The organism is Cupriavidus sp. DB3, from assembly GCF_020418465.1.
Classification (GTDB): Bacteria; Pseudomonadota; Gammaproteobacteria; order Burkholderiales; family Burkholderiaceae; genus Cupriavidus; species Cupriavidus cauae.
The window spans coordinates 48,091-72,602 of record NZ_JAIZPL010000005.1 but is presented as its reverse complement, the minus strand read 5'-3'; the positions used below and the strand labels follow the sequence as shown (position 1 = coordinate 72,602).

The window sequence follows — 24,512 nt, the reverse complement described above, 5'->3', positions numbered from 1 at the left end:
AGCTTTGGGGAGGGCGGCCGCTGCATCGATGTCGCGACGGCCGCCGGGGAGAGGGGAGGGGGCGGAAGCGCCGGCTCAGTCCTCGATCACTGCGTTGGTGAAGACTTCCTGCACGTCGTCGAGGTTTTCCAGCGCGTCGAGCAGCTTCTGCATCTTGACGGCGTCGTCGCCGGTGAAGCTGACCTCGTTCTGCGGCTTCATCACGACGTCGGCGACCTCGGCCTTGAAGCCGGCCGCTTCCAGCGCCGTCTTGACGGTGCCGAAATCGTTGGGCGGGCAGGTGACCTCGATCGAGCCGTCCTCGTGGGTGACGACGTCGTCGGCACCGGCCTCGAGCGCGGCCTCCATCAGCTTGTCCTCGGGCGTGCCCGGCGCGAACAGGAACTGGCCGCAGTGCGTGAACATGAAGGCCACCGATCCCTCGGTGCCCATGTTGCCGCCGTGCTTCGAGAAGGCGTGGCGCACTTCGGCGACGGTACGGGTGCGGTTGTCGGTCAGGCAATCGACGATGATCGCGGCGCCCGACAGGCCGTAGCCCTCGTAGCGGATTTCCTCGTAGCTGGCGCCTTCCAGACCGCCCACGCCGCGCTGGATCGCGCGCTGGATGTTGTCCTTGGGCATGTTGGCGTCCATGGCCTTGTCCACGGCCAGGCGCAGGCGCGGATTCGAATCGGCATCGGCGCCGCCGAGCTTGGCGGCGACGGTGATTTCCTTGATCAGGCGGGTCCAGATCTTGCCGCGCTTGGCGTCGGCTGCGGCTTTCTTATGCTTGATATTGGCCCATTTGGAATGACCGGCCATGTTTCTCTCCGAGGCGGAACAGGTACGCGAGGCGCGTGCAGCGCGGCAAGGGCAGCATGGCCGAAGGCTGGCGGCCGGACCGGTGGGCGCTTGAGCGCGCCCATGCGGCCTGTTGCGATGCACGCGCCGGTGATGGAATCATCAGCGGCAGGCCATGACTGCTGGCAATCACTGCTGGATATAATCAGCCCGGGATTTTATCACGCGGCCCTGCGCGCCAGACCGCCGGCCCGGCCCTTGCCGCGCCGGGCCGGGCGGGCTTCGTGGCACCGCACCATCGCCGCACTATCCCGGCACCATCGCTTCATCATCGCCTCGTCATCGCGTCCTTATTCACCGGAGCCCCAGCATGGCCGACCCCATCGTTATCGCCAAGAACGCCCAGCAAGAACTGGCCCTGCTGCCACAGATGGGCAATCGCCACGGGCTGATCACCGGCGCCACCGGCACCGGCAAGACCGTGACGCTGCAAACGCTGGCGCAGGGCTTCTCGCGGCTCGGCGTGCCGGTCTTCATGGCCGACGTCAAGGGCGACCTGACCGGCATCTCGCAGCCCGGCCAGCTGTCCGACAAGCTCGCCAGGCGGCTGGCCGACCTGGGCCTGCCCGAGCCGGTCTGGGGCGCGTGCCCGACCACGCTGTGGGACGTGTTCGGCGAGAAGGGCCATCCGGTGCGCGCCACCGTGTCCGACATGGGCCCGCTGCTGCTGTCGCGCATGCTCGAGCTCAACGACACCCAGCAGGGCGTGCTGAACCTGGTGTTCCGCATCGCCGATGCCAATGGCCTGCTGCTGCTCGACGCCAAGGACCTGCGCGCGATGCTGCAGTACGTCGGCGACAACGCCTCGCAGTTCACCACCGAGTACGGCAATATCTCGGCCGCGTCGATCGGCGCGATCCAGCGCGGCCTGGTCGCGCTCGAATCGCAGGGCGCCGACGTGTTCTTCGGCGAGCCGATGCTGAACCTGGACGACTTCATGCAGACCGACAAAGGTCTGGGCATGGTCAATATCCTGGCCGCCGACAAGCTGCTGCACGCGCCGCGGCTGTACGCGACCTTCCTGCTGTGGCTGCTGTCGGAGCTGTTCGAGAAGCTGCCCGAGGCCGGCGACCTCGACAAGCCCAAGCTGGTGTTCTTCTTCGACGAGGCCCACCTGCTGTTCAACGACGCACCCAAGGCCTTGCTCGAGAAGATCGAGCAGGTGGTGCGGCTGATCCGTTCCAAGGGCGTCGGCGTGTACTTCGTCACGCAGAATCCGATCGATATTCCGGACACCGTGCTGGGGCAGCTGGGCAACCGCGTCCAGCATGCGCTGCGCGCGTTCACGCCGCGCGACCAGAAGGCGGTCAAGGTGGCCGCCACCACGATGCGCGCCAATCCCGAGCTGGACGTCGAGAAGGCGATCGGCGAGCTGGCGGTGGGCGAGGCGCTGATCTCGCTGCTCGACGCCAAGGGCACGCCCGGCATCACGCAGCGCGCGTGGGTGCTGGCGCCGGGCAGCCGCATCGGCCCGATCGACGAGGCCGAGCGCAAGCAGCTGCTGGCCTCGTCGCTGGTGGCGGGCACCTACGAGAAGGCCGTCGATCGGGAATCGGCCTACGAGCGGCTCAAGGGCAGGGCCGCGCAGGAGGCGGATGCGCAGGCCGGGCAGGGCGCAGGCCAGCCCGCGCCGCAGCAGGCCGGCGAACGCGGCTGGCTCGACGAGGCCGGCGATCTGTTCGGCGGCCTGACGCGCGGCACCGGCAAGAGCGGCCGCGGCGATTCGATCCTCGAATCGATGGCCAAGTCGGCCGCCCGCACGGTCGGCTCGCAGGTCGGCCGCGAGCTGATCCGCGGTGTGCTGGGCAGCCTGCTGGGGTCGGGGCGCAAGCGCCGCTAAGGCGCGGCGGCCGGGGCGGGCCCCGGCATCGGCCCCCGCCCCTGCATCAGTTCTTGGTGCCGAACAGCCGGTCGCCCGCATCCCCCAGGCCCGGCACGATGTAGGCGTGCTCGTCCAGATGGCTGTCCAGCGAGGCCACGTAGAGCTTCACGTTCGGGTGGGCCTTCTGGAAGACCTCGACGCCCTCGGGCGCCGCCACCAGCGCGACGAAGGTGATCGCCTCGTCCTTGACGCCGCGGCGCTTGAGCACGTCGACCGCATGCGCCGCCGAATAGCCGGTGGCGACCATCGGATCGCACAGGATGAAGCTGCGGTCCTCCAGGTCGGGCAGCCGCACCAGGTATTCGACCGGACGATGATGCTCGTCGCGATAGACGCCGATATGGCCGATCCGCGCCGACGGGATCAGCTCGACCAGGCCGTCGCTCATGCCGACGCCGGCGCGCAGCACCGGCACGATGGTCAGCTTCTTGCCGGCGATCACCGGCGCGTCCATGCTGACCAGCGGCGTGTCGATATGGCGCGTGGTCAGCGGCAGGCTGCGCGTGATCTCGTAACCCATCAGCAGCGTGATTTCGCGCAGCAGCTCGCGAAAGGTCCGCGTCGACGTGTCGCGGTCGCGCATGTGCGAGAGCTTGTGCTGGATCAGCGGGTGGTCGAGGATGAACAGGTTGGGGAAACGCGGATCTTGCTTCATGGCGGGTAGCGGCTGGCGGTGAGGGCAGGGCGGAATCCGGGGGATCGCCCCGGTGGTGCCGGATTGTAATGGATGGACTCGGGGTCGTCCCCGCGGTCCGCGCGAAAGCGGGGGCACGGTGCCTGGCAACGCCACAAACGCTGCGGGTCGAACCGTCGGACGCCGGGGCCCGCCTGAGGGGCGGCGACGAAGCCCCGTCCGATGCCTTTGCGCCTTTTGACATACAATCCTCGCGTCTGTCCGGCGGCATTGTCGGGCGGCAATGCCAAACAAAATTTCCCGACGTCATGCCTTGCCGCGCGCGCCTGTCGGCGACCGCGCGCGGACAGGCCGTTTGCACCATACCCGTGCCCGCTTCCCAGAAATCCCTCGCCAGCCCCGCCGGGGCCTCCGCCGGCGCGCGGCAGCGCACCGGGCTTGCCGTCGCCGCCATCGGCGCGGTGCTGTTCTCCGGCAAGGCCATCGTCGCCAAGCTGATGTACCGCTACAACGTCGACGCGGTGATGGTGATCACGCTGCGCATGCTGTTCGCGGTGCCGCTGTTCATGGCGATCGGCTGGTGGCAGTCGATGCGGCTGCCGCCGCTGTCGTGGGCCGATCGCGGCCGCGTGCTGATGCTCGGCTTCATCGGCTACTACCTGTCGAGCTTTCTCGATTTCCTCGGCCTGCAGTACATCACCGCGGGGCTGGAGCGGCTGATCCTGTTCCTGACGCCGTCCTTCGTCGTGCTGGCCACCGCCTTCGGCTTCAAGCGTCATATCAGCCGCCAGCAATGGATCTCGCTGCTGCTGGCCTATGCCGGCATCGTGCTGGTGCTGGCCCACGATCTCGACGTCAGCGGCAGCCAGGTCTGGCTCGGCGCCGCGCTGGTGCTGGGCAGCGCGCTCAGCTACGCGGTCTATCTGATCGCCAGCGGCGAGCTGGTGGCGCGCATCGGCTCGCTGCGGCTGGTCGCCTATGCGATGTGCGTGTCCACCGCCTGCTGCGTGGTGCAATATCTGGTGCTGGGGCGCCCGTGGGGCGAGCTGCTGCAGCCGGCGCCGGTGATGTGGCTGTCGGTGATCAACGCGGTGTTCTGCACCGTGCTGCCGGTGTCGCTGACGATGATGGCGGTGGCGCGCATCGGCGCGCCGATGGCCTCGCAGGCCGGCATGATCGGCCCGGTGTCGACGCTGTTCCTCGGCTTCTGGCTGCTGGGCGAGCCGATCACCGTGGTGCAGCTGGCGGGCAGCGCGCTGGTGATGGGCGGCATCTATCTGCTGTCGCGCGGCAAGACCGCGCGCGGCTGAATCGACGTGACGGCGAGCGCGTGAGCCACGCAACGGCGCGCGCTCGAACAAGCTTGGACAATTGGCGAATCAAGGAGAAGGGAGCATGGATTTCGGACTGCGAGGCAAGCATGCGCTGGTGTGCGGCGCCAGCAAGGGACTGGGCTTTGCGTGCGCCGATGCGCTGGCCGCCGAGGGCGTCGACGTGGTGATCGTGGCGCGCGGCGCCGAGGCGCTGGACAAGGCCGCCGCCGACCTGCGCGCGCGCCATGGCCGCCGCGTGATCGCGGTGGCGACCGACATCACCACGCCAGAAGGCCGCCGGCAGGCGCTCGACGCCGCGGCCAAGCTCGGCGACCTCGACATCCTGGTCAACAACGCGGGCGGCCCGCCGCCGGGCAACTTCCGCGACTGGAATCGCGAGGACTGGATCGCCGCGCTGGACGCCAACATGCTGACGCCGATCGAACTGATCAAGGCCACCGTCGACGGCATGATCGCGCGCAAGTGGGGCCGCATCATCAATATCACCAGCGGCGCGGTCAAGGCGCCGATCGACGTGCTGGGCCTGTCCAACGGCGCGCGCTCGGGCCTGACCGGCTTCGTCGCCGGCGTGGCGCGCGAGGTCGCGCAGCATGGCGTGACCATCAACAACCTGCTGCCGGGGCCGTTCAATACCGACCGCCTGTACAAGACCATGGAAGGCGCGGCGAAGAAGGCCAACCTGACGGTCGACGAGGTCGCCCAGCGCCGCGCCGCGCAGAATCCGTCGCGCCGCTTCGGCGATCCGGCCGAGTTCGGCGCCACCTGCGCCTTCCTGTGCAGCAAGCAGGCCGCGTACATCACCGCGCAGAACATCCTGCTGGACGGCGGCGCCTACCCCGGCACCTTCTGAGCGCGCGCATGACGACCACCCCTGTCGCCGCGGTATCGCCGCGCATCGCGCTGATCGCGCACGACCGCAAGAAGGACGACATCGTCGCCTTCGCCCGCCGCCACCGCGACTTCCTCGTGCACTGCGAGCTGCTGGCCACCGGCACCACCGGCGGCCGGCTGATCGACGAGGTGGGACTGCAGGTCACGCGCATGCTGTCCGGCCCGTGGGGCGGCGACCTGCAGATCGGCGCGCAGCTGGCCGAGGGCCGGGTCGCCGCGGTGATCTTCCTGCGCGACCCGATGACGCCGCAGCCGCACGAACCCGATATCAACGCGCTGGTGCGTGCCTGCGACGTGCACGACGTGCCGTGCGCGACCAATGTGGCGACCGCCGACATGCTGATCGCCGAAATGCGGCGCCGCACCGAGGCGCCGGCCGGCTGAGCCGGGCGCGGCGTCGCCGGGACCCCGCGGCGCTTCCATCCGATCATCCCCAAGGAGAACCGAACCATGAGCAAAGCCATCCGCATCTTCGAGAACGGCGGTCCTGAAGTGATGCAGTGGGTCGACGTCGAGGTCGGCGAGCCCGGCCCGGGCGAGATCCGCATCCGGCAGGAGGCGGTCGGCCTGAACTACATCGACGTCTATTTCCGCACCGGGCTGTACAAGCAGCCGCTGCCCGGCGGGATCGGCATGGAAGGGGCCGGCGTGGTCGAGGCGGTCGGGCCGGGCGTGACGCACTTGAGCGTTGGCGATCGCGTCGCCTATGCCGGTCGTCCGACCGGCGCCTATGCGCAGGTGCGCGTGATGCCGGCCGACATCGTCGTCAGGCTGCCGGACGACATCTCGTTCGAGCAGGCCGCGGCGATGATGCTGCAGGGCATGACGGTGCAATACCTGGTGCGCGACACCTACCGCGTGCAGCCGGGCGATACCGTGCTGCTGCACGCGGCCGCCGGCGGCATCGGACTGATCGCCTCGCAATGGCTGAAGGCGCTGGGCGCCACCGTGATCGGCACGGTCGGCAACGACGACAAGGCCGCGCTGGCGCGCGCGCATGGCTGCGACCACACCATCGTCTACACGCACGAGTCCTTCCTTGACCGCGTCAAGGAGATCACCGGCGGCAAGGGCGTCGCGGTGGTCTACGACTCGATCGGCAAGGACACCTTCAACGATTCGCTGGACTGCCTGGCGCCGCGCGGCACCATGGTCAGCTTCGGCAATGCCTCGGGTCCGGTGCCGCCGGTCGATATCTCGGTGCTGGGGGCCAAGGGCTCGCTGAAGCTGACGCGGCCGACCATCATGACCTATGTCACGCAGCGCGACCTGCTCGAGCCGATGGCGGCCGAGCTGTTCGACATCGTGCGCAGCGGCAAGGTCAGGATCGAGGTGCGGCAGCGCTATCCGCTGTCCGAGGTCGCGCAGGCGCATCGCGAACTGGAGGCGCGCAAGACCACCGGGTCGACCGTGCTGATTCCGTAAGTACGGGGCGGGCGGCACCAGGTTGCAATCGGGCCGCAGTCGGCCTGCAATCGGGCCACCATGGGGCTGCCATGGGGCTGCCATGGGGCTGCCATGGGGCTGCAACCCCATCAAGCCGCAACGAGAAAGGGCGCCAGTGGCGCCCTTTTCGTTTGCTGTTTGGTTTGCCTTTACCGCGTGCTCAGCGCGGCCGCACCGTGGTCGCTGCCGACCGCATCTGCGCTTGCCGCAGGATGTGCGGCGGCAGGCGCTTGAGGATCAGGTGCACCGCCAGCGGGATCAGCACCAGGTCATCGACGATGCCCAGACCGGCGACCACGTCGGGGATCAGGTCGATCGGCGACAGCGCGTACAGCACCACGCCGATCACCGCCGGCTTGAGCCAGCCGGGCGCGTCCGGGTGCCGCAGCGCATGCCAGAGCAGGCGCCCATCGCGCCGCGCGAGCGTCCAAAGCGCCGAGAATCGTTTCCACATGAGAGGCCTCCTTCACACTGTGCACCCGCGGCTGGAAATGCGCGGCACGACGACAGGATAGCTTGGGCCGATCGGGCCGGGTTCAAGTTCCCGGGGGATATGTGGTGAAGGGTAGGGAGGGGTTTGCTGCCCTCTCCCGCGCGGCGGGAGAGGGGAGAACTACGAGGGGGAACTACGAGGGGAGCTACGAGAGAGAACTATGGCGGCGAGCGCTGCGGATCGCCATCAACCCGGAATCTGCCCCTCCACACCCTCGACATAGAACTTGATGCCGTGCAGGAACTTGTCGTCGGCGACCTGGCCTTCGGCGAGCTGCTGCTTGCCGGTGTTGTCCTTGATCGGACCCTTCCAGATCGGCGAGCTGCCCTCGATGATGCCGCGGCGGCGCTCGGCGACCAGCGCCTTGACGTCCTCGGGCACGTCGGCGTTGAAGCCGGTCAGGTCGATCATGTTTTCCTTCAGGCCCCACCAGGTGGTGCCATTGGTCCACTGGCCGCTGAGCACGTCGCCCACCACCTTGTTGTAGTAGACGCCCCACGAGATCACCGATGCCGCCAGGTGGGCCTTGGGACCGAACTTGCTCATGTCGCTGTCCCAGCCGAACGCGTGCACGCCCTTTTCCTGCGCGGTCTGCACCACGGCGGCCGAGTCGGTGTTCTGCATCAGCATGTCGACGCCCTGGCCGATCAGCGTGGTCGCGGCCTCGCGCTCCTTGCCCGGATCGAACCACTTGTTGACCCAGACCACCTTGACGGTGGCGTTCGGATTGACGCTGCGCGCGCCGAGCGCGAACGAGTCGATGTTGCGGATCACCTCGGGGATCGGCACCGAGGCGACCACGCCCATCTTGCCGGTCTTGCTCATCTTGCCCGCGACCACGCCGGCGAGGTACGCGCCCTCGTAGGTGCGCACGTCGTACTGGGCGAGATTCTCGGCGGTCTTGAAGCCGGTCGCGTGCTCGAAGCGGACGTCCGGGAATTCGCGGGCGACCTTCAGCATCGACTCCATGTAGCCGAAGGTCGTGCCGAAGATCAGCTTGTTGCCCTGGCTGGCCAGGTCGCGGAACACGCGCTCGGCGTCGGCGGCCGACTCGGGGACGTTCTCGACGTAGGTGGTCTTGACCTTGTCGCCGAACTTCTCCTCGACCGCCTTGCGGCCGCGGTCGTGCGCATAGGTCCAGCCGGCGTCGCCGACCGGTCCGATATAGACGAAGGCGACCTTCAGCGGCTCGCCCGCCTGGCCCGCGGCGGCCGGGGCCGAGGCGGCGCCCGGCGCGGGCTGCTCTGCCTCCTTCTTGCCGCAGCCGGCCAGCGTGGCGACCGCCAGCAGCGTGGTGGCGGCCAGCGCCGCGAGGGACTTCCTGCGCGTGACGTTCATCGATTTCTCCTTGTGTTGAATGTGCGAATGCATGCGGGACATATGCGGAAGCATGCGGGATGCCAGGCGGGTTGGCTCTGCTTGCAACGGCGGGCGCGGCCCCGCGGCGACCCCTGTTCGCCGCGCCGCCGATCGAAACGGTTCAGGCGTTGCCGGGGCGGAACGGCCGTCCCAACGACGCCGGCATGTTCAGGCGGATCCACGCCGGATTGCGCGAGATCAGCGCCAGCACGACGATGGTGGCCGCGTACGGCAGCATCGACAGGATCTGCGACGGCACCGAGACGCCGATGCCCTGCAGATAGAACTGCAGGATCGTCACGCCGCCGAACAGCCAGGCGCCGACCAGCACGCGGCCGGGCCGCCAGGTGGCGAAGGTGGTCAGCGCCAGCGCGATCCAGCCGCGTCCGGCGACCAGGTTCTCGACCCACATCGGCGTATAGACCAGCGACAGGTAGGCGCCCGCCAGCCCGCAGCAGCCGCCGCCGAACAGCAGCGCGGCGAAACGGATCCAGCGCACCGGATAGCCGAGCGCGTGCGCCGACTCGGGCGATTCGCCGATCGCGCGCAGCGTCAGCCCGGCGCGCGTGCGGAACAGGAACCACATGATCGCCAGGCACAGCAGCACGCTGACATAGACCATCCAGTGATGCTGGAAGAAGGCCGGGCCGACGAAGGGCAGGTCGGCCAGGCCCGGCACCTTGCTGCCCTGCGCGGGCATCGCATGGCCGACGAAGCGCTGGCCCATGAAGGCCGACAGGCCGGTGCCGAAGATCGACAGCGCCAGGCCCGTGGCGACCTGATTGGTGGCCAGCACCAGCGCCAGCCAGGCGAACAGCGTGGCCATCGCCATGCCGGCCAGCGCGCCGGCGACGAAGCCGAGCAGCGGCGATTGGGTCTGGTAGCCGACCATGAAGCCGAACACCGCGGCGACCAGCATCATGCCTTCGGCGCCCAGGTTCAGCACGCCGGCGCGTTCGTTGATCAAGAGGCCCAGCGCGGCCAGCAGCAGCGGGGTGCCGGCATTGATCGCGGTGGCGACAAGGGGAGCGAATTGTTCCATGGGGATATCGGTGGGGGGCCGGGGGACTATCGGACGGCCGCCGCGCGCCAGCGCAGGCGGTGGTCGATCAGGCTGTCGCAGGCGAGCAGGAAGAACAGCAGCATCCCCTGGAACACCCAGCCGATGGCCGACGGCAGGCCCAGGCGCGATTGCGCCATCTCGCCGCCGATATAGAACAGCGACATCACGATGCCGCCGAACACCGCGCCGACCGGATGCAGCCGGCCGACGAAGGCGACGATGATCGCGGTGAAGCCATAGCCCGGCGAGATCGAAGGCAGCAGCTGGCCGATCGGTCCCACCACCTCGAAGGCCCCGGCCAGCCCGGCAAAGCCGCCCGAGATCAGCAGCGCCATCCACAGCGAGGCGCGCGCCGAGAAGCCGGCGTAGCGCGCCGCGGACGGCGCGGTGCCGCCGACCTGCAGCCGGTAGCCGGCGAAGCTGCGGAACAGGAACACCGTCATCACCGCCACCAGCACCAGCATCACGACGAAGCCGGCATGCAGCCGCGAGCCCGACATCAGGTTGGGCAGCAGGAACTCGGACGAGAACACCTTGGACTGCGGGAAATTCATGCCCTGCGGATCCTTCAGCGGGCCGTTGACCACGTAGAGGATCAGCTGCTGCGCGATATAGGTCAGCATCAGCGAGACCAGGATCTCGTTGGCGTTGAAGCGGTCGCGCAGCAGCGCGGTGATGCCGGCCCACAGCATGCCGCCGGCGATGCCGGCGAGCGAGGCCAGCACCAGCACGGCCGTGCCGCTCGTGGCGCTCGCCTGGTGGCCCGGCACATCGAACCACAGCACCGTCGCCGCGGCGAAGATGCCCCCGAGGATCAGCTGTCCCTCGGCGCCGATGTTCCAGACGTTGGCCCGGTAGCAGACCGACAGCCCGAGCGCACACAGCACCAGCGGCACGGTTTTCAGCAGCACCTCGCCGAGCGCGCGCTTGTCCTTGACGGGATCGACGAGGAAGACCTTCAGCGCGGCCATCGGGTCCTTGCCGAGCAGCACGAACAGCAGCGCGCCGAAAGCGAGGGTCAGTGCCAGCGCGATCACCGGCGAGGCATAGGCCATCGGGCGCGAGGGCAGGCCGCGCGGGGCCAGCGACAGGGGAAAGACGAAGCCGAGCGATTTAGCCATGGACGCGTGCCTCCGCGACGTCATGCCGGCCTTCGTCGTGGCCGCCCGGTCCGCCTTGCCACAGCCCGCTCATCCACAGGCCGATCTGTTCGCGCGTGGCGTCTTCCACCGGAATCGACGGCGACAGCCGCCCCTTGGCGATCACGTGCAACCGGTCGCAGATCGCGAACAGCTCGTCGAGCTCCTCCGAGACGACCAGGATCGCGCAGCCGGTTGCCTTCAGCGCCAGCAGCTCGTTGTGGATCTGCGCGGCGGCGCCGACGTCGACGCCCCAGGTCGGCTGCGCGACGATCAGCACGCCTGGGCCGCTCTCGATCTCGCGGCCCACGATGAACTTCTGCAGGTTGCCGCCCGACAGGCTGCGCGCCAGCGCGTCCGGGCCGCCTGCCTTGACGCGAAAGCGCTGGATGATCGCGGCCGCGAGCCCGGCCGCCGCCTTCGGCGAGACCAGGCCGCGCCGCACATAGGGCGGGTCCTGGTGCGACAGCAGCGTATTGTCGGCCAGGCTCATGCCGGGCACCGCGCCGCGGCCCAGCCGCTCCTCGGGCACGAAGGCCAGGCCCGCGCGCCGCCGTGCGCGCGCGTCGAGCCGGCCAACCGGCTTGCCGTCGAGCGCGATCGCGTCGCGCGCGGCGCGCGTGTCCTCGCCGGACAGCGCCGCCAGCAGTTCCTGCTGGCCGTTGCCGGACACGCCGGCGATGCCGACGATCTCGCCGGCATGCAGGTCCAGCGCGATGCCGTCGAGCGCGGTGGCGAAGGCGTGCGCGCGCGGCAGCGACAGCTCGCGCACCGCCAGCCGCAGCGCGCCGCGCGGCGTGGCCACGCGCGCCTCGCGCGGCGGCTCGCCGCCGATCATCATGCGCGACAGCGAGGCCGCGCTTTCCTGGCGCGGATCGCAGACGCCGGTGACCCGGCCCATCCGCATCACGGTGGCGCGATGGCACAGCGCGCGGATCTCGTCGAGCTTGTGGCTGATGTAGAGGATGCTGGTGCCTTCGTCGGCGAGCTGGCGCAGCGTGACGAACAGCGTCTGCACCGCCTGCGGCGTCAGCACCGAGGTGGGTTCGTCGAGGATCAGCAATTGCGGCCGCGCCAGCAGCGCGCGCACGATCTCGACGCGCTGGCGCTCGCCCACCGACAGCGTATGCACATGGCGCTCGGGCTCGAGCGGCAGGCCGTAGCGCGCGGCCGTCTCGCGGATGCGCGCGGCCAGCGCCTTCATCGAGGTGCCGCCGCGCTGCGCGGCCGGCAGGCCGAGCGCGATGTTCTCGGTCACAGTCAGCGTGTCGAACAGCGAGAAATGCTGGAACACCATCGCAATGCCCAGATCGCGGGCGTCGTGCGGGCTGTCGATGACCACCGGCGCGCCGTTGAAGTGCATCTGGCCGGCGTCGGGCTTGACCGCGCCGAAGATGATCTTCATCAGGGTCGACTTGCCGGCGCCGTTCTCGCCGAGCACGGCATGGATTTCACCGGGGGCGACGGTCAGCGAGACGTCGTCGTTGGCGGTCACGCCGGGATAGCGCTTGACGATATGGGCAAGCGCCAGCCTGGGGGGGAAGTTGGATGTCACTGAGGCGGCTCTGGTTATGAGGCGGCTTCGTCCGTCGGCGCTGCGCGGCACCGGGGCAATCCGCAGGGAAGCGGCGTCACGGCGCGGCGGCAGCGATCAGCAGTGAACAGCGGCAAGGCGTGGGCCAGCATGGCCGGCGCGCCTTGCCGCGTCATCACGGAAGCGTAATGCCTGTTATCAGGTCGGGATTATATAAGTGCGCGGGTCCCGGAACGGCCGATCTGGCCGCCGATGCAGGCCCCGCAACGGATGGCGGACGGTTGCAAGTCGCATGCCGGGTGCGGGCGCAGGGAACGGGCCAGCGGCGGCGCGTGCTGCGCCGCGCGCGCGCAAGGCAGAGCCAGGCAAGGCCCGGCGAGCGCGGGCCGCGATGGCAGGCAGGCGCTCAGGCCGCCGAAGCCGGGGCGTTCGTGCCCTCGGCGGGCGTGGCGGCCGCCAGCGAGCCCTGCATCACCGCCTCGCGCTTCTCCAGCAGATGCTGGCGCAGGATCGCGGCGAGGCGCTTGCCGTCGCGCGCTTCCAGCGCCTGGATCATGGCCTCGTGGTCCTGCACCGCGCGGTCCCATTTCTGGGTCTGCTGGTTGGAGCGGAAGCGCAGCGCCTTGAGCCGGCGGTTGATCGACAGATAGGTCTGGCGCAGCACGCCATTGCGCGCGGCCGCGTTGATGCGGTCGTGGATCTCCTGGTTGCGGCTGTAGTAGCCGGAGAGATCGTTCTGCGCGCGGCAGGCCAGCATCGCGTAATGCAGCGCCTTGATCTGCGCCAGCTCGGCCGGCGTGATGCGCTCGCAGGCCAGTTCGCCGGCAAACGCTTCCAGTCCGGCCATCAGCTCGAAGGTCTCCCAGATCTCGGCCTCGGTCATGCGCGACACGCTGGCGCCGCGGTTCGGCGAGATCTCGATCAGGTTCTCGGCGGCCAGCACCTTGAACGCCTCGCGCAGCGGCGTGCGCGAAATCCCCAGCGTCTCGCACAGCTCGCGCTCGTTGAGCTTCATGCCGGGCTTGAGCACGCCCTCGGTGATGAACTTGCGCAGGTGCTCGACCACGGTGTCGTGCAGGCGCTGGCGCTCCAGCCGGGGCAGCAGCGGGGTGGCGCCGCTGTCGGGCAGCGGTTCCCCTTCGGCGGAATTTTGCATTCAAAGTCCTTATCCGTGATGTCCCGGCCATTCTAGCGCACAGTCGCGTGGAACTGTCCCGCAGCCCGCATGGCGCCGGCAATCCGGGTAAACGAGCGCGCTCGCGGGGCAATTTCCGCTTGGGATCGCCGGGGCCGGCTGCTAGAGTATTTTGAATTCAAAATTCAACAAGGAGGCACCCGCCCATGATCTCGCTCGATTTCCACCCCGCCGGCCGCCACTTCCTGCAGATCCCGGGACCGAGCCCGGTACCGGATCGCATCCTGCGTGCAATCAGCTATCCGACCATCGACCATCGCGGGCCGGAATTCGGGGCGCTCGGGCGCAAGGTGCTGGCCGACATCCGCAAGATCTTCAAGACCGAGCACCCGGTGATCATCTATCCCGCCTCGGGCACCGGGGCCTGGGAGGCCGCGCTGTCGAACACCACCAGCCCGGGCGACACCGTGCTGATGTACGAGACCGGGCATTTCGCCACGCTGTGGAAGTCGATGGCCGAGTCGCTGGGCCTGCAGCCGGAATTCCTCGGCCTGCCGGGCATCGAGGGATGGCGGCGGGGCGTGCAGCCCGACATGATCGAGGCGCGGCTGCGCGAGGACAGCGGCCATCGGATCCGCGCGGTCTGCGTGGTCCACAACGAGACCTCGACCGGCGTGACCTCCGACATCGCCGCGGTGCGCCGCGCGATCGATGCGGCCGGCCATCCGGCGTTGCTGATGGTCGATACGATCTCGGGCCTGGCCTCGGCCGACTATCGGCACGACGAGTGGGGCGTGGACGTGACGGTGTCGGGCTCGCAGAAGGGCCTGATGCTGCCGCCGGGCATCAGCTTCAACGCGCTGTCGCCAAAGGCCATCGCCGCCAGCAAGGCAGCGCGCATGCCGCGCAGCTTCTGGCGCTGGGACGAGATCATCGAGGCCAACAAGAACGGCTACTGGCCGTACACGCCGAACACCAACCTGCTGTACGGCCTGTCCGAGGCGCTCGACATGATCCTGGAGGAGGGGCTGGACAATGTGTTCGCGCGCCATCAGCGCCTGGGCGAGGCGACCCGCCGCGCGGTGCGCGCCTGGGGCCTGGAGATCCAGTGCGCCGATCCGGCGGTCTACAGCCCGGTGCTGACCGGCGTGATGATGCCCGAGGGCGTCGACGCCGACGCGGTGCGCAAGCGCATCTACGAACGCTTCAACATGTCGCTGGGCCAGGCGCTGGGCAAGATGCGCGGCAAGATGTTCCGTATCGGCCATCTTGGCGACTGCAACGACCTGACGCTGATGGCGACGCTGTCGGGCTGCGAGATGGGACTGAAGCTGTCGGGCGTGCCGCTGCAGGGCAGCGGCGTGGCCGCGGCGATGGAGTACCTGACGTCGCATGCCGATACGCCGGCGCTGAAGGCCGCCGCCTGAGCGGATGGAGCTGCGATGACGGATCTGTCCACGCGCCTGGCCTCCACGTCGGTCCCTTCGTTGGCGTCACCATTGCCCGCGGCGCCGCTCGTCAGGCCGCTGCACTTCGTCCGCTCCGAGGGCGGGCCCGGCTCGCCGCTGGCGGCGCGGCTCAAGCGCGAGCTGCGCGGCGACGTGCTGTTCGACCGCGCCAGCCGCGGCCGCTATGCCACCGACGCGTCGATCTACCAGATCATGCCGGTCGGCGTGGTGGTGCCGCGCGACCAGCGCGATCTGCTGCTGGCGCTGGAGATCGCACGCGACGCGCATGCGCCGGTGCTGGCGCGCGGCGCCGGCACCAGCCAGTGCGGCCAGACCGTCGGCGAGGCGCTGGTGATCGACAACAGCAAGTGGCTGAACCAGGTGATCGACTTCGATCCGGTCGCGGCCACGGTCACGGTCGAGCCCGGCATCGTGCTCGACCACCTGAACGCCTGGCTCAAGCCGCACGGGCTGTGGTTCCCGGTCGACGTCTCCACCGGCGCGCAATGCACGATCGGCGGCATGGCGGGCAACAACTCCTGCGGCTCGCGCTCGCTCGCCTACGGCAACATGGTGCACAACGTGCTGGCGATCGACGCGGTGCTGGCCGACGGCGCGCAATGCCATTTCGGCTCGCTGGCGCAGGCGCCCACCGATCCGCGCGTGCAGGCGATGCTGGCGCAGCTGCGCGCGATCGCCACGCGCGAGCGCGACGAGATCGCCGAGCGCATGCCCAAGGTGCTGCGCCGCGTCGCGGGCTACAACATCGACCTGTTCGACTGCCAGAATCCGCGCGCCTATACCGACGACGGACACGCCAACCTGTCGCACCTGCTGGTCGGCTCCGAAGGCACGCTGGCCTACAGCCGGCAAATCACGCTGAAGCTCGCGCCGCTGCCGACGCACAAGGTGCTGGGCGTGGTCAATTTCCCGACCTTCTACCAGGCAATGGAAATGACCCAGCATATCGTCGGGCTCTCGCCGGTCGCGGTCGAGCTGGTCGACCGCACGATGATCGACCTGTCGATGGCCAACCCGGCCTTCCGCCCGGTCATCGCGTCGGCGCTGCGGGGCGAGCCGCAGGCGATCCTGCTGGTCGAGTTCGCCGGCGAGGATGCCGCCGCGCTGCGGGCCGACCTCGATGCGCTGGGCGAGCTGATGGGCGATCTCGGCCTGCCCGGCTCGGTGGTCAAGATGCCGGACGCCGGCGCGCAGAAGGCGCTGTGGGAAGTGCGCAAGGCCGGCCTGAACATCATGATGAGCATGAAGGGCGACGGCAAGCCGGTCTCCTTCATCGAGGACTGCGCGGTGCCGCTGCCGCACCTGGCCGAGTACACGCGCCGGCTGACCGAGGTGTTCCATCGCCACGGCACCGAGGGCACCTGGTATGCGCACGCCAGCGTCGGCACGCTGCACGTGCGGCCGATCCTCGATATGCGCCGCGACGGCGCTGCGAAGATGCGTGCGATCGCCGAGGAGGCCGCCGCGCTGGTGCGCGAGTACAAGGGCGCCTATTCGGGCGAGCACGGCGACGGCCTGTGCCGCGGCGAGTGGGTGGCCTGGCAATACGGCCCGCGCATCCATGCCGCCTTCGGCGAGATCAAGGCGCTGTTCGATCCGGACAACCGCTTTAACCCCGACAAGATCGTGCGGCCGCCGAAGATGGACACGCGCGAGCTGTTCCGCTTTCCGCCGGGCTACCAGCGGCTGCCGCTGCAGCCGGCGCTCGACTGGTCCGCCTGGAACGTCAGGCGCGATCCGCTGAGCGGCGAGGAAACGCCGCCGGGCAGCGGCGACGATCGCACCGGCGGGCTCGCCGCCGCGGTCGAGATGTGCAACAACAACGGCCACTGCCGCAAGTTCGACGCCGGCACCATGTGCCCGAGCTACCGCGTCACGCGCGACGAGCAGCATGTCACGCGCGGCCGCGCCAACACGCTGCGGCTCGCGGTATCGGGCCAGCTCGGCGACGAAGGACTGGCGAGCGAGGACGTCAAGGCGGTGCTCGACCTGTGCGTGTCGTGCAAGGGCTGCAAGCGCGACTGCCCGACCGGCGTCGACATGGCGCGTCTCAAGATCGAGGCGCGACACGCGTGGGCGCAGCGCCACGGGCTGACGCTGCGCGATCGGCTGGTGGCCTTCATGCCGCGCTATGCGCCGCTGGCGAGCCGGATGCCCGCGCTGATGGCGCTGGCCGACCGGATTCCCCTGCTGTCGGCATGGGCCAGGCGCGCGCTCGGCTTCGCGCCGCAGCGCAGCCTGCCGCGCTGGCAGCGTTCGTTTCTGTCGACGATTGCGCGTGCCGGCCGCGGCGATGCCACCCCGGCCACTGCCGGCGCCGGCGCTGCGACGGACACCGCTTCCCTGGCCGCTTCGATGCACGATCCGTTGCACGGTCGGTTGCACGACCCGGCCGCCGGGGGAAACCGGGAGGTGGTGCTGTTCGTCGACACCTTTAACAACCACATGGAGCCCGAGAACGCGCGCGCCGCGCAGGCGGTGCTCGAAGCGGCCGGCTACACCGTGCATCCGCTGATGCGGCCGGGCGAGCGTCCGCTCTGCTGTGGCCGCACCTTCCTCGCCGCGGGACTGGTCGAGCAGGCCCGCCAGGAGGCGCGGCGCCTGCTCGACGCGGTGCAGCCGTTCATTGTGCGCGGAGTGCCCATCGTCGGGCTCGAGCCCTCGTGCCTGCTGTCGTTGCGCGACGAATTCCTCGGCTATGGCTATGGCGACGAGGCGGCGCGCCTGGCGGCGAGCGCCTTCCTGTTCGAGGAATTCCTGGTGCGCGAGCGCCAGGCGGGGCGCCTGAGCCTGAAGGAACTGGCACTGCAGCCGCTGCCGCAGCGCGAGGCGCTGGTGCACGGCCACTGCCACCAGAAGGCCTTCGACGCCTTCACGCCGGTGCAGACCGTGCTGGGCTGGATTCCCGAGCTGAAGGTGTCGCCGGTCAATTCGTCGTGCTGCGGCATGGCGGGCAGCTTCGGCTACGAGGCCGAGCACTACGAGGCCTCGATGGCGATGGCCGAGCTGTCGCTGCTGCCGGCGGTGCGGGCGCGCGCGGAGGACGCCATCGTGGTCGCCGACGGCACCAGTTGCCGGCATCAGATCGCCGATGGCGCCCACGCGCAGGCGTGGCACGTGGCGCGGGTGCTGGCGGCCGCGCTGGCGCAACGGACGGACGGTGCAGCGCCGGGCGCGGCGAAGGACAGATAGCGCAGACCGGTCGTGCAGACGGATGGCACAGCAAGGAGCGGGACAGCAGGGAGCGGGACAGCAGGGAGCGGGACAGCAGGGAGAGAGTAGCAGCACAGGGAGGACAGGCCGGCACCGTTGCCGTGCCGGGGCCAGACCCGTCCGCCGCACAGACCGCGACAAGGCCGCTCGACGGCCGGCACGCGGCGGACCGATGTGACATTCCAACGAGGAGACAGGCAATGCAAAGCAAGCACAGCAAGCAGGGCAAGCGTTCGATGCTGGCGTTCGGCGCCGTCGCGCTCGCGATCGGCGGCGCGCCGGCCGCGGCGTGGGCATGGGAGCCGACCAAGCCGGTCGAGATCGTCGTGCCGTTCAGCGCGGGCGGTGCGTCCGACCAGATGGCGCGCTCGATCCAGAGCATCATCGCCAAGCACAAGCTGATGAGCCAGCCGGTCATCGTGGTCAACAAGGCCGGCGCCAGCGGTGCCGAGGGCCTGATGGACACCAAGGCGTCGCAGGGCAATCCGCACAAGCTGCTGGTGACCTCGTCCGCGCTGTACACGGTGCCGATGGTCAGCCACCTGCCGTTCAGCTGGCGCGACCTGACGCCGATCGCGATGGTCGCGCAGGACGAGTTCGTGCTGTGGACCAATGCCGAAGCGCCGTACAAGACCGTCGCCGAATTCGTCGAGGGCGCCAAGGCCGGCGCGGGCAAGGTCAAGATGGGCGGGACCAGCTCCAAGCGCGAGGACCAGATCATCACCACGCTGATCCAGAAGAAGACCGGCGCCAAGTTCATCTACGTGCCGTACAAGGGCGGCGGCGAGGCGGCCACGCAGCTGTCGGGCAAGCACATCGACGCCAACGTCAACAACCCGTCCGAATCGATCGGCCAGTGGCGCGCCGGCGAGCACCGCGCGCTGTGCGTGTTCGCCCCGGAACGGATGGGCTACACCACCAAGGTCACCCAGTCGCAGAGCTGGCGCGACGTGCCGACCTGCAAGGAGCAGGGGCTCGACGTCCAGTACCAGATGCTGCGCGTGTTCATGATGCCCGGCGGCATCACGCCCGATCAGCAGAAGTACTACGTGGAGCTGATGCGCAAGATCGTCGCCACGCCGGAGTGGAAGGAGTATCTGGAGCGCAATGCGCTCAAGAGCGAATTTCTCGCCGGCAAGGCGCTCGAGGACTTCCTCGCCAGGGACGAGAACGCGCACCGCGACATCCTGAAGGAAGCGGGCTTCATGGCCGCGCGCTGAGCCGGCACCGCCAATGACGCGCGGACGGCTCGACGCGGGCCGCCGCGCGCACCGACTGGGAGAGTTTTCGATGGAAACACAGCAAGAGCATGCGGCCGCCGCCGGCGTCGACAAGGACGCGGACGCCGACGCACGCGGCGTGTCGCTGCGCGCGGTCGAGCTGGTGGTGGCCGCGCTGCTGCTGGCGGGCGCCGTGGTGGTGATCTGGAGCAACCACCGCATCGGCGCGGGCTGGGCGGCGGACGGCCCGGAGGCCGGCTACTTTCCGCTGCGCGTCGGCGCGATCGTGCTGGTGTGCAGCGTGGCCGTGGCATGGCAGGCCTGGCGCACGCCGGCCGACGCGATCTTCGCCAGCTGGCAGCAATTGCGGCAGGTCTGCGTGATCCTGCTGCCGCTGTCGGTCTATGTCGCGCTGATCGGCTGGCTCGGCATCTATGTCGCGTCGGCGATCTTCATCGCCGGCTTCATGATGGCGGTGGGCAAGGCCGAATGGTGGCGCGCGGTGCTGCTGGGCGCGGGGATCAATCTGGTGCTGTTCTGGATCTTCGAGATCCAGTTCCGGGTGCCGCTGCCGAAGGGCCCGCTGGAAGCGGCGCTCGGCTTCTAGGAGAGCACCATGGAGGAATTCAATGCGCTGATGCACGGCTTCTCGGTCGCGCTGTCGTGGCAGAACGTCGGCCTGATGTTCGTCGGCATCCTGCTCGGCATCGTGGTCGGCGTGCTGCCCGGGCTGGGCGGCCCCAACGGCGTCGCGATCCTGCTGCCGCTGACGTTCTCGATGGATCCGACCTCGGCCATCATCATGCTGTCCTGCATCTACTGGGGCGCGCTGTTCGGCGGCGCGATCACGTCGATCCTGTTCAATATCCCGGGCGAGGCCTGGTCGGTGGCGACGACGTTCGATGGCTACCCGCTGGCGCAGCGCGGCGAGGCGGGCCGGGCGCTGACCTCGGCCTTCACCGGCTCGTGCCTGGGCGCGATGGCCGGCGTGCTGTTGATCACCTGCCTGGCGCCGCTGGTGGCGAAGTTCGCGCTGCGCTTCGGGCCGCCCGAGTATTTCGCCGTCTATCTGCTGACGTTCTGCAGCTTCGTCGGCATGGGCAAGGAGTCCAAGCCCAAGATCCTGATCGCGATGTGCGTCGGCTTCCTGCTGGCGGCGGTCGGCATGGACACGGTCTCTGGCACGCTGCGCATGACCTTCGGCTCGACCGAGCTGCTGCGCGGCTTCGACTTCCTGGTGGCGGTGATCGGGCTGTTCGGCATCAGCGAGATCCTGATGACGATGGAGGAGGGCGTGGCGTTCCGCGGCAAGCAGGCGCGCATCGACCTGAAGGTGGTGCTGCGCACCTGGGCCGAGCTGCCGCGCTACTGGATGACGGTGCTGCGCTCGTCGGCGATCGGCTGCTGGCTCGGCATCACGCCGGGCGGGGCCACCGCGGCGTCGTTCATGGGCTATGGCGTGGCCAAGCGGATGGCGCGCGATCCGGACTCGTTCGGCAAGGGCAATATCGAGGGCGTGGTCGCGCCCGAGACCGCCGCGCACGCGGCCGGCACCAGCGCGCTGCTGCCGATGCTGGCGCTGGGCATTCCCGGCTCGGCGACCGCCGCGGTGCTGCTGGGCGGGCTGATGATCTGGGGCCTGCAGCCCGGGCCGCTGCTGTTCCAGGAGCAGGGACCGTTCGTCTGGGGGCTGATCGCCAGCATGTACCTGGGCAATATCGTGGGGCTGCTGGTGGTGCTGTCGACGGTGCCGCTGTTCGCCGCGATCCTGCGCATCCCGTTCTCGATCATCGCGCCGCTGATCCTGGTGGTCTGCGCGATCGGCGCCTATACGGTCAACAACGCGCTGTTCGATGTCTGGCTGATGCTGGGCTTCGGCGTGATCGGCTATGTGCTCAAGAAGCTCGACTATCCGCTGGCGCCGCTGGTGCTCGCGCTGGTGCTCGGCGACCGCGCCGAGGACGCGTTCCGGCAGACCATGCTGGTCTCGTCCGGCTCGCTCGATATCTTCTGGTCCAACGGGCTGGTGGGCACCATCATGACGCTGGCCATCCTGGTGCTGATCTGGCCGATGATCGGCGACCTGCGCGCGCGGCTGCGCAAGGGCAAGGGCGTGGCGGCGGTGGAGGGGAACGGGTAAGAGCCGGTGTAAGTCTGCCCTCTCCCCCGGCCCCTCTCCCGCAAGCGGGAGAGGGGAGCAAAAAACCGCGGCATGTCAGGGGTCGGCGGGTGTTCTCCCTCTCCCGCAAGCAGGAAAGGGGAGCAAACCCCGGCATGTCACGGGTCGGTGGGTGTTCTCCCTCTCCCGCTTGCGGGAGAGGGTCGGGGAGAGGGCCGGCCTTACCCCGCGCTCTGCACCTTCCCCTCGAACCGCCCGTCGCGGAAGTCGCTCAGCGCCTGGTGGATCTGCGCCTCGCTGTTCATCACGAACGGCCCGTACTGCACGATGGGCTCGCCCAGCGGCTTGCCGGCGATCAGCAGGAAGCGCGCATCCTGCGTGGCCTTGACGATCACGCCGTCGGCATCGGCCTCGTTGGCCAGCACGCCCATCCGCTGCGCGTCGAGCGCGGCGAGCGCGTCGCCCTCGCCGATGCTGACCTCGCCCCGATAGACGTAGACGAAGGCGTTATGCCCGGCCGGCAGGGCCTGCGCGAACGATTGCCCGGCCGGCAGCGCGACGTCCAGGTACAGCGGATCGGTGACGGGCCGGGTCATCGCGCCCTGCACGCCGTGCGAGGCGCCGGCCAGCACGCGCACCACCGCGCCGCCCGGCAGCGCGACGGTCGGGATCGCCGCGGCCGGCAGGTCGCGGTACCACGGTGCCGTCATCTTGTCACTGGCCGGCAGGTTCAGCCACAGCTGGAAGCCCTCCATGCGGCCGTCCTGCTGCTCCGGCATCTCCGAATGCACGACGCCGGCGCCGGCCACCATCCATTGCGCGCCGCCGTTCTCCAGCAGGCCCTCGTTGCCGGCGCTGTCGCGATGGCGCATGCGGCCGGCCAGCATGTAGGTGATGGTTTCGAAGCCGCGATGCGGGTGGGCCGGAAAGCCGCCGATGTAGTCGTCGGCCCGGTCGGTGCCGAAGGCGTCGAGCATCAGGAACGGGTCCAGCCGGCGCTGCAGGTTCTGCGTCAGCACGCGGGTCAGCTTGACGCCGGCGCCGTCGGAGGTGGCGATGCCGCGCACCACGCGGTCGATGGTGCGGGTGCGCTGCACCGATTCCCCGGCGGTGGCCGGGATGGTGGTGGCGTCGTTCGGGTTGCGGATGTCGTCCATGTCGGATCTCCTGTGTCTTGGCGAGCGGCGCCTCGCGCCGCGTTACCCAGTCAATGTAAGGGTTTGGCGGAAAAGCGGTAGCCGGGCGAAGGACAAAAGAGCGTTCCGTAGGTGGGACGATCGCAGCTCGTTTGTGAGCTCGGATGGAACGCGGACGGGACGCCAGGAGTTCGGGAAAAGGCCGTGGCGAGGCCCGTTTTTGACTGGCCGGGAAGGCGCAACATGACGGCAGAAAGCCGCCCGATACCGACCGGGGTGACAAGATCGCTGAAGTTGGTTAGAATAGCGACCTCTTTGCCATCCGTTGTTGCAAATTAGCCGCTTGAGCTTCGCGCTCGGCGCGGCCGATTCGTGACCACGGCCGATTGATCCGGCGGCGCGTCGGAACCTTCAATTTTGCGCTGCCACTGGCCTGCGAGGTCTGACCGACCGTCCGCGACCGTCCATGCGTAGCCCGGCTCACCGCTGGCCGCCGCGTCCACCGTCGCCCGACCGTCGCACCGACCCGCAGCGCCGCGCCAGGGCCGCTGGCGCCCGCCCGTTCCGGGCGGCCCCGCGGTCCGTCACCGGGCTCCCATCGCCTCGCCCCCCTTTTGCGGCAATGGGCGCCCCCCGTCCGTCCGCCGGCATCCCGCCGGTCATGGCGGACAGCACCAATCTAGCCTGGACCCGGCCGGGTCCGCCGCCATGGCGCATGTCCCCATCGGGTCCCGCCATTGCGCTGGTCCGTTGCCGTCGTCCCTTCATGGACCGCCGTCGCGGCCGTCGCGCCTTGCCGCGCCGCGCTTTTGTCGCCGTCCGTCGTCGATCCGCCGATCGCGACGCCGGCCGGCTTACGGGAGGAAAGATGTCTCTGCGAATCTGGCGTGGACTCGGCTGGGCCGGTTTCATCGTGTTGGCACTGGCGGGCCTGCTGGCCTGGGTCGGCGTCGACACGATCGCCGAGCACCGCGAACGCCTGCTTTACGACGTGGCCGATCACCTGCGCCTGGTGGCGTGGTCGATGGCCCTGGCGCTCGCCACCGGCGTGCCCGCCGGCATCCTGCTGTCGCGGCCGGCGCTGCGGCGCTGGGCCGACCGGCTGATGCAGGTTTTCAATATCGGCAATACCGTGCCGTCGCTGGCGGTGCTGGCGCTGTCGCTGGCCGTGCTCGGCATCGGCGAGCGGCCGGCGGTGCTGGCGCTGTGGCTGGCCTCGCTGCTGCCGATCGTGCGCAATACCTGCGAGGGGCTGCGCGGCCTGCCGCCCGCGCTGCTGGAAGCGGCCAAGGGCATCGGCATGACGCCGCGCCAGCGCCTGCTGCGGGTCGAGCTGCCCAACGCGATGCCGGTGATCCTGGCCGGCGTGCGTACCAGCCTGGTCATCAACGTCGGCACCGTGCCGCTGTCGTTCCTGATCGGCGCCAACAGCCTCGGCGAACTGATCTTCCCCGGCATCTACCTGAACAAGCCGTCGCTGCTGCTGCTGGGCGCCGCGGCCACCGCGCTGCTGGCGCTGGCGCTCGACGCGCTGTTCGCCGCGGGCGGACGCTTCTACCTGCGCCGGCGAGGGCTGGCGGCATGAAGCGGAACCTCAAGGAGAAC

General features: G+C 69.3%; 20 protein-coding genes. 11 read left to right on the top strand and 9 right to left on the bottom strand.

Features of this window, described 5'->3' with window-relative positions; genetic code table 11:
- Positions 1 to 75: 75 nt before the first annotated feature.
- A complete protein-coding gene (locus K7G19_RS16740) occupies positions 76 to 801 on the bottom strand; it encodes a YebC/PmpR family DNA-binding transcriptional regulator (RefSeq protein WP_149317928.1) in 726 nt (241 codons plus the stop codon).
- Positions 802 to 1,150: 349 nt separating this feature from the next.
- On the opposite strand from K7G19_RS16740, the gene K7G19_RS16735 reads away from it, so the two are divergent.
- Positions 1,151 to 2,680, top strand: a complete 1,530-nt coding sequence (locus K7G19_RS16735; protein ID WP_226108239.1) for a helicase HerA-like C-terminal domain-containing protein — start codon at positions 1,151 to 1,153, stop codon at positions 2,678 to 2,680.
- 46 nt (positions 2,681 to 2,726) lie between these two features.
- On the opposite strand, the gene upp is transcribed toward K7G19_RS16735, so the two are convergent.
- Entirely contained in the window at positions 2,727 to 3,377 is a 651-nt protein-coding gene (upp, locus tag K7G19_RS16730; protein ID WP_006577223.1) for a uracil phosphoribosyltransferase, read from the bottom strand.
- A gap of 347 nt (positions 3,378 to 3,724) precedes the next feature.
- Here upp and K7G19_RS16725 point away from each other — a divergent pair, with 347 nt between their 5' ends.
- From K7G19_RS16725 to K7G19_RS16710, 4 genes are all read left to right on the top strand, one after another.
- Positions 3,725 to 4,666: a DMT family transporter gene (locus K7G19_RS16725; protein WP_149317931.1), complete on the top strand. Its 942-nt coding sequence runs from the start codon at positions 3,725 to 3,727 to the stop codon at positions 4,664 to 4,666.
- An 85-nt stretch (positions 4,667 to 4,751) separates the two neighbouring features.
- A complete protein-coding gene (locus K7G19_RS16720) occupies positions 4,752 to 5,540 on the top strand; it encodes an SDR family oxidoreductase (protein WP_149317932.1) in 789 nt (262 codons plus the stop codon).
- A gap of 8 nt (positions 5,541 to 5,548) precedes the next feature.
- A complete protein-coding gene (locus K7G19_RS16715) occupies positions 5,549 to 5,965 on the top strand; it encodes a methylglyoxal synthase (protein WP_226108236.1) in 417 nt (138 codons plus the stop codon).
- Positions 5,966 to 6,031: 66 nt separating this feature from the next.
- Complete coding sequence (locus tag K7G19_RS16710) at positions 6,032 to 7,006, top strand: quinone oxidoreductase (RefSeq protein WP_226108234.1); 975 nt, start codon at positions 6,032 to 6,034, stop codon at positions 7,004 to 7,006.
- A gap of 181 nt (positions 7,007 to 7,187) precedes the next feature.
- On the opposite strand, the gene K7G19_RS16705 is transcribed toward K7G19_RS16710, so the two are convergent.
- The 6 genes from K7G19_RS16705 to K7G19_RS16680 all read right to left on the bottom strand — a co-directional run bounded on the left by K7G19_RS16705 (position 7,188) and on the right by K7G19_RS16680 (position 13,771).
- Positions 7,188 to 7,481 carry a YkvA family protein gene (locus K7G19_RS16705; protein WP_149317935.1) on the bottom strand — a complete coding sequence of 98 codons (294 nt, stop codon included), beginning with the start codon at positions 7,479 to 7,481 and terminating at the stop codon, positions 7,188 to 7,190.
- 225 nt (positions 7,482 to 7,706) lie between these two features.
- On the bottom strand, positions 7,707 to 8,858 hold the full coding sequence (locus K7G19_RS16700) for a BMP family ABC transporter substrate-binding protein (RefSeq protein WP_226108232.1): 1,152 nt from the start codon (positions 8,856 to 8,858) through the stop codon (positions 7,707 to 7,709).
- Positions 8,859 to 9,000: 142 nt separating this feature from the next.
- Entirely contained in the window at positions 9,001 to 9,921 is a 921-nt protein-coding gene (locus K7G19_RS16695; RefSeq protein WP_150084128.1) for an ABC transporter permease, read from the bottom strand.
- A gap of 26 nt (positions 9,922 to 9,947) precedes the next feature.
- Complete coding sequence (locus tag K7G19_RS16690) at positions 9,948 to 11,063, bottom strand: ABC transporter permease (RefSeq protein WP_149317938.1); 1,116 nt, start codon at positions 11,061 to 11,063, stop codon at positions 9,948 to 9,950.
- The gene (locus tag K7G19_RS16685) at positions 11,056 to 12,636 is read right to left on the bottom strand and encodes an ABC transporter ATP-binding protein (protein ID WP_226108230.1); all 1,581 of its coding nucleotides are present in this window, start codon (positions 12,634 to 12,636) and stop codon (positions 11,056 to 11,058) included. Before K7G19_RS16685 ends, K7G19_RS16690 begins: the two co-directional genes overlap by 8 nt.
- A 385-nt stretch (positions 12,637 to 13,021) precedes the next feature.
- Entirely contained in the window at positions 13,022 to 13,771 is a 750-nt protein-coding gene (locus tag K7G19_RS16680) for a GntR family transcriptional regulator (RefSeq protein WP_149317940.1), read from the bottom strand.
- Between the two features lie 185 nt (positions 13,772 to 13,956).
- Between K7G19_RS16680 and K7G19_RS16675 the strand changes: the two genes are divergently transcribed.
- From K7G19_RS16675 to K7G19_RS16655, 5 genes are all read left to right on the top strand, one after another.
- A complete protein-coding gene (locus tag K7G19_RS16675; RefSeq protein ID WP_150084553.1) occupies positions 13,957 to 15,177 on the top strand; it encodes an alanine--glyoxylate aminotransferase family protein in 1,221 nt (406 codons plus the stop codon).
- 15 nt (positions 15,178 to 15,192) lie between these two features.
- Positions 15,193 to 18,411 (top strand): FAD-binding and (Fe-S)-binding domain-containing protein, encoded by a 3,219-nt coding sequence (locus tag K7G19_RS16670; protein WP_370639564.1) that lies wholly within the window; start codon positions 15,193 to 15,195, stop codon positions 18,409 to 18,411.
- Positions 18,412 to 18,668: 257 nt separating this feature from the next.
- Positions 18,669 to 19,652, top strand: a complete 984-nt coding sequence (locus K7G19_RS16665; protein WP_149318033.1) for a tripartite tricarboxylate transporter substrate binding protein — start codon at positions 18,669 to 18,671, stop codon at positions 19,650 to 19,652.
- A gap of 70 nt (positions 19,653 to 19,722) precedes the next feature.
- Complete coding sequence (locus tag K7G19_RS16660; protein WP_226108228.1) at positions 19,723 to 20,259, top strand: tripartite tricarboxylate transporter TctB family protein; 537 nt, start codon at positions 19,723 to 19,725, stop codon at positions 20,257 to 20,259.
- Between the two features lie 9 nt (positions 20,260 to 20,268).
- Positions 20,269 to 21,792 (top strand): tripartite tricarboxylate transporter permease, encoded by a 1,524-nt coding sequence (locus K7G19_RS16655; RefSeq protein WP_226108226.1) that lies wholly within the window; start codon positions 20,269 to 20,271, stop codon positions 21,790 to 21,792.
- Between the two features lie 200 nt (positions 21,793 to 21,992).
- On the opposite strand, the gene K7G19_RS16650 is transcribed toward K7G19_RS16655, so the two are convergent.
- The gene (locus K7G19_RS16650) at positions 21,993 to 22,928 is read right to left on the bottom strand and encodes a pirin family protein (RefSeq protein WP_226108224.1); all 936 of its coding nucleotides are present in this window, start codon (positions 22,926 to 22,928) and stop codon (positions 21,993 to 21,995) included.
- 847 nt (positions 22,929 to 23,775) lie between these two features.
- Between K7G19_RS16650 and K7G19_RS16645 the strand changes: the two genes are divergently transcribed.
- The gene (locus K7G19_RS16645) at positions 23,776 to 24,492 is read left to right on the top strand and encodes an ABC transporter permease (RefSeq protein ID WP_149317946.1); all 717 of its coding nucleotides are present in this window, start codon (positions 23,776 to 23,778) and stop codon (positions 24,490 to 24,492) included.
- The last annotated feature ends 20 nt before the right edge of the window (positions 24,493 to 24,512 follow it).

Excerpts from the sequence above, each read along its gene's own strand:
- K7G19_RS16655 (WP_226108226.1), top strand. The coding sequence starts at position 20,269 with ATGGAGGAATTCAATGCGCTGATGCACGGCTTCTCGGTCGCGCTGTCG.
- K7G19_RS16740 (WP_149317928.1), bottom strand. The coding sequence starts at position 801 with ATGGCCGGTCATTCCAAATGGGCCAATATCAAGCATAAGAAAGCCGCA.
- K7G19_RS16675 (WP_150084553.1), top strand. The coding sequence starts at position 13,957 with ATGATCTCGCTCGATTTCCACCCCGCCGGCCGCCACTTCCTGCAGATC.
- upp (WP_006577223.1), bottom strand. The coding sequence starts at position 3,377 with ATGAAGCAAGATCCGCGTTTCCCCAACCTGTTCATCCTCGACCACCCG.
- K7G19_RS16700 (WP_226108232.1), bottom strand. The coding sequence starts at position 8,858 with ATGAACGTCACGCGCAGGAAGTCCCTCGCGGCGCTGGCCGCCACCACG.
- K7G19_RS16650 (WP_226108224.1), bottom strand. The coding sequence starts at position 22,928 with ATGGACGACATCCGCAACCCGAACGACGCCACCACCATCCCGGCCACC.
- K7G19_RS16660 (WP_226108228.1), top strand. The coding sequence starts at position 19,723 with ATGGAAACACAGCAAGAGCATGCGGCCGCCGCCGGCGTCGACAAGGAC.
- K7G19_RS16665 (WP_149318033.1), top strand. The coding sequence starts at position 18,669 with ATGCTGGCGTTCGGCGCCGTCGCGCTCGCGATCGGCGGCGCGCCGGCC.
- K7G19_RS16670 (WP_370639564.1), top strand. The coding sequence starts at position 15,193 with ATGACGGATCTGTCCACGCGCCTGGCCTCCACGTCGGTCCCTTCGTTG.
- K7G19_RS16680 (WP_149317940.1), bottom strand. The coding sequence starts at position 13,771 with ATGCAAAATTCCGCCGAAGGGGAACCGCTGCCCGACAGCGGCGCCACC.
- K7G19_RS16720 (WP_149317932.1), top strand. The coding sequence starts at position 4,752 with ATGGATTTCGGACTGCGAGGCAAGCATGCGCTGGTGTGCGGCGCCAGC.
- K7G19_RS16645 (WP_149317946.1), top strand. The coding sequence starts at position 23,776 with ATGTCTCTGCGAATCTGGCGTGGACTCGGCTGGGCCGGTTTCATCGTG.
- K7G19_RS16710 (WP_226108234.1), top strand. The coding sequence starts at position 6,032 with ATGAGCAAAGCCATCCGCATCTTCGAGAACGGCGGTCCTGAAGTGATG.
- K7G19_RS16695 (WP_150084128.1), bottom strand. The coding sequence starts at position 9,921 with ATGGAACAATTCGCTCCCCTTGTCGCCACCGCGATCAATGCCGGCACC.
- K7G19_RS16735 (WP_226108239.1), top strand. The coding sequence starts at position 1,151 with ATGGCCGACCCCATCGTTATCGCCAAGAACGCCCAGCAAGAACTGGCC.
- K7G19_RS16705 (WP_149317935.1), bottom strand. The coding sequence starts at position 7,481 with ATGTGGAAACGATTCTCGGCGCTTTGGACGCTCGCGCGGCGCGATGGG.
- K7G19_RS16690 (WP_149317938.1), bottom strand. The coding sequence starts at position 11,063 with ATGGCTAAATCGCTCGGCTTCGTCTTTCCCCTGTCGCTGGCCCCGCGC.
- K7G19_RS16715 (WP_226108236.1), top strand. The coding sequence starts at position 5,549 with ATGACGACCACCCCTGTCGCCGCGGTATCGCCGCGCATCGCGCTGATC.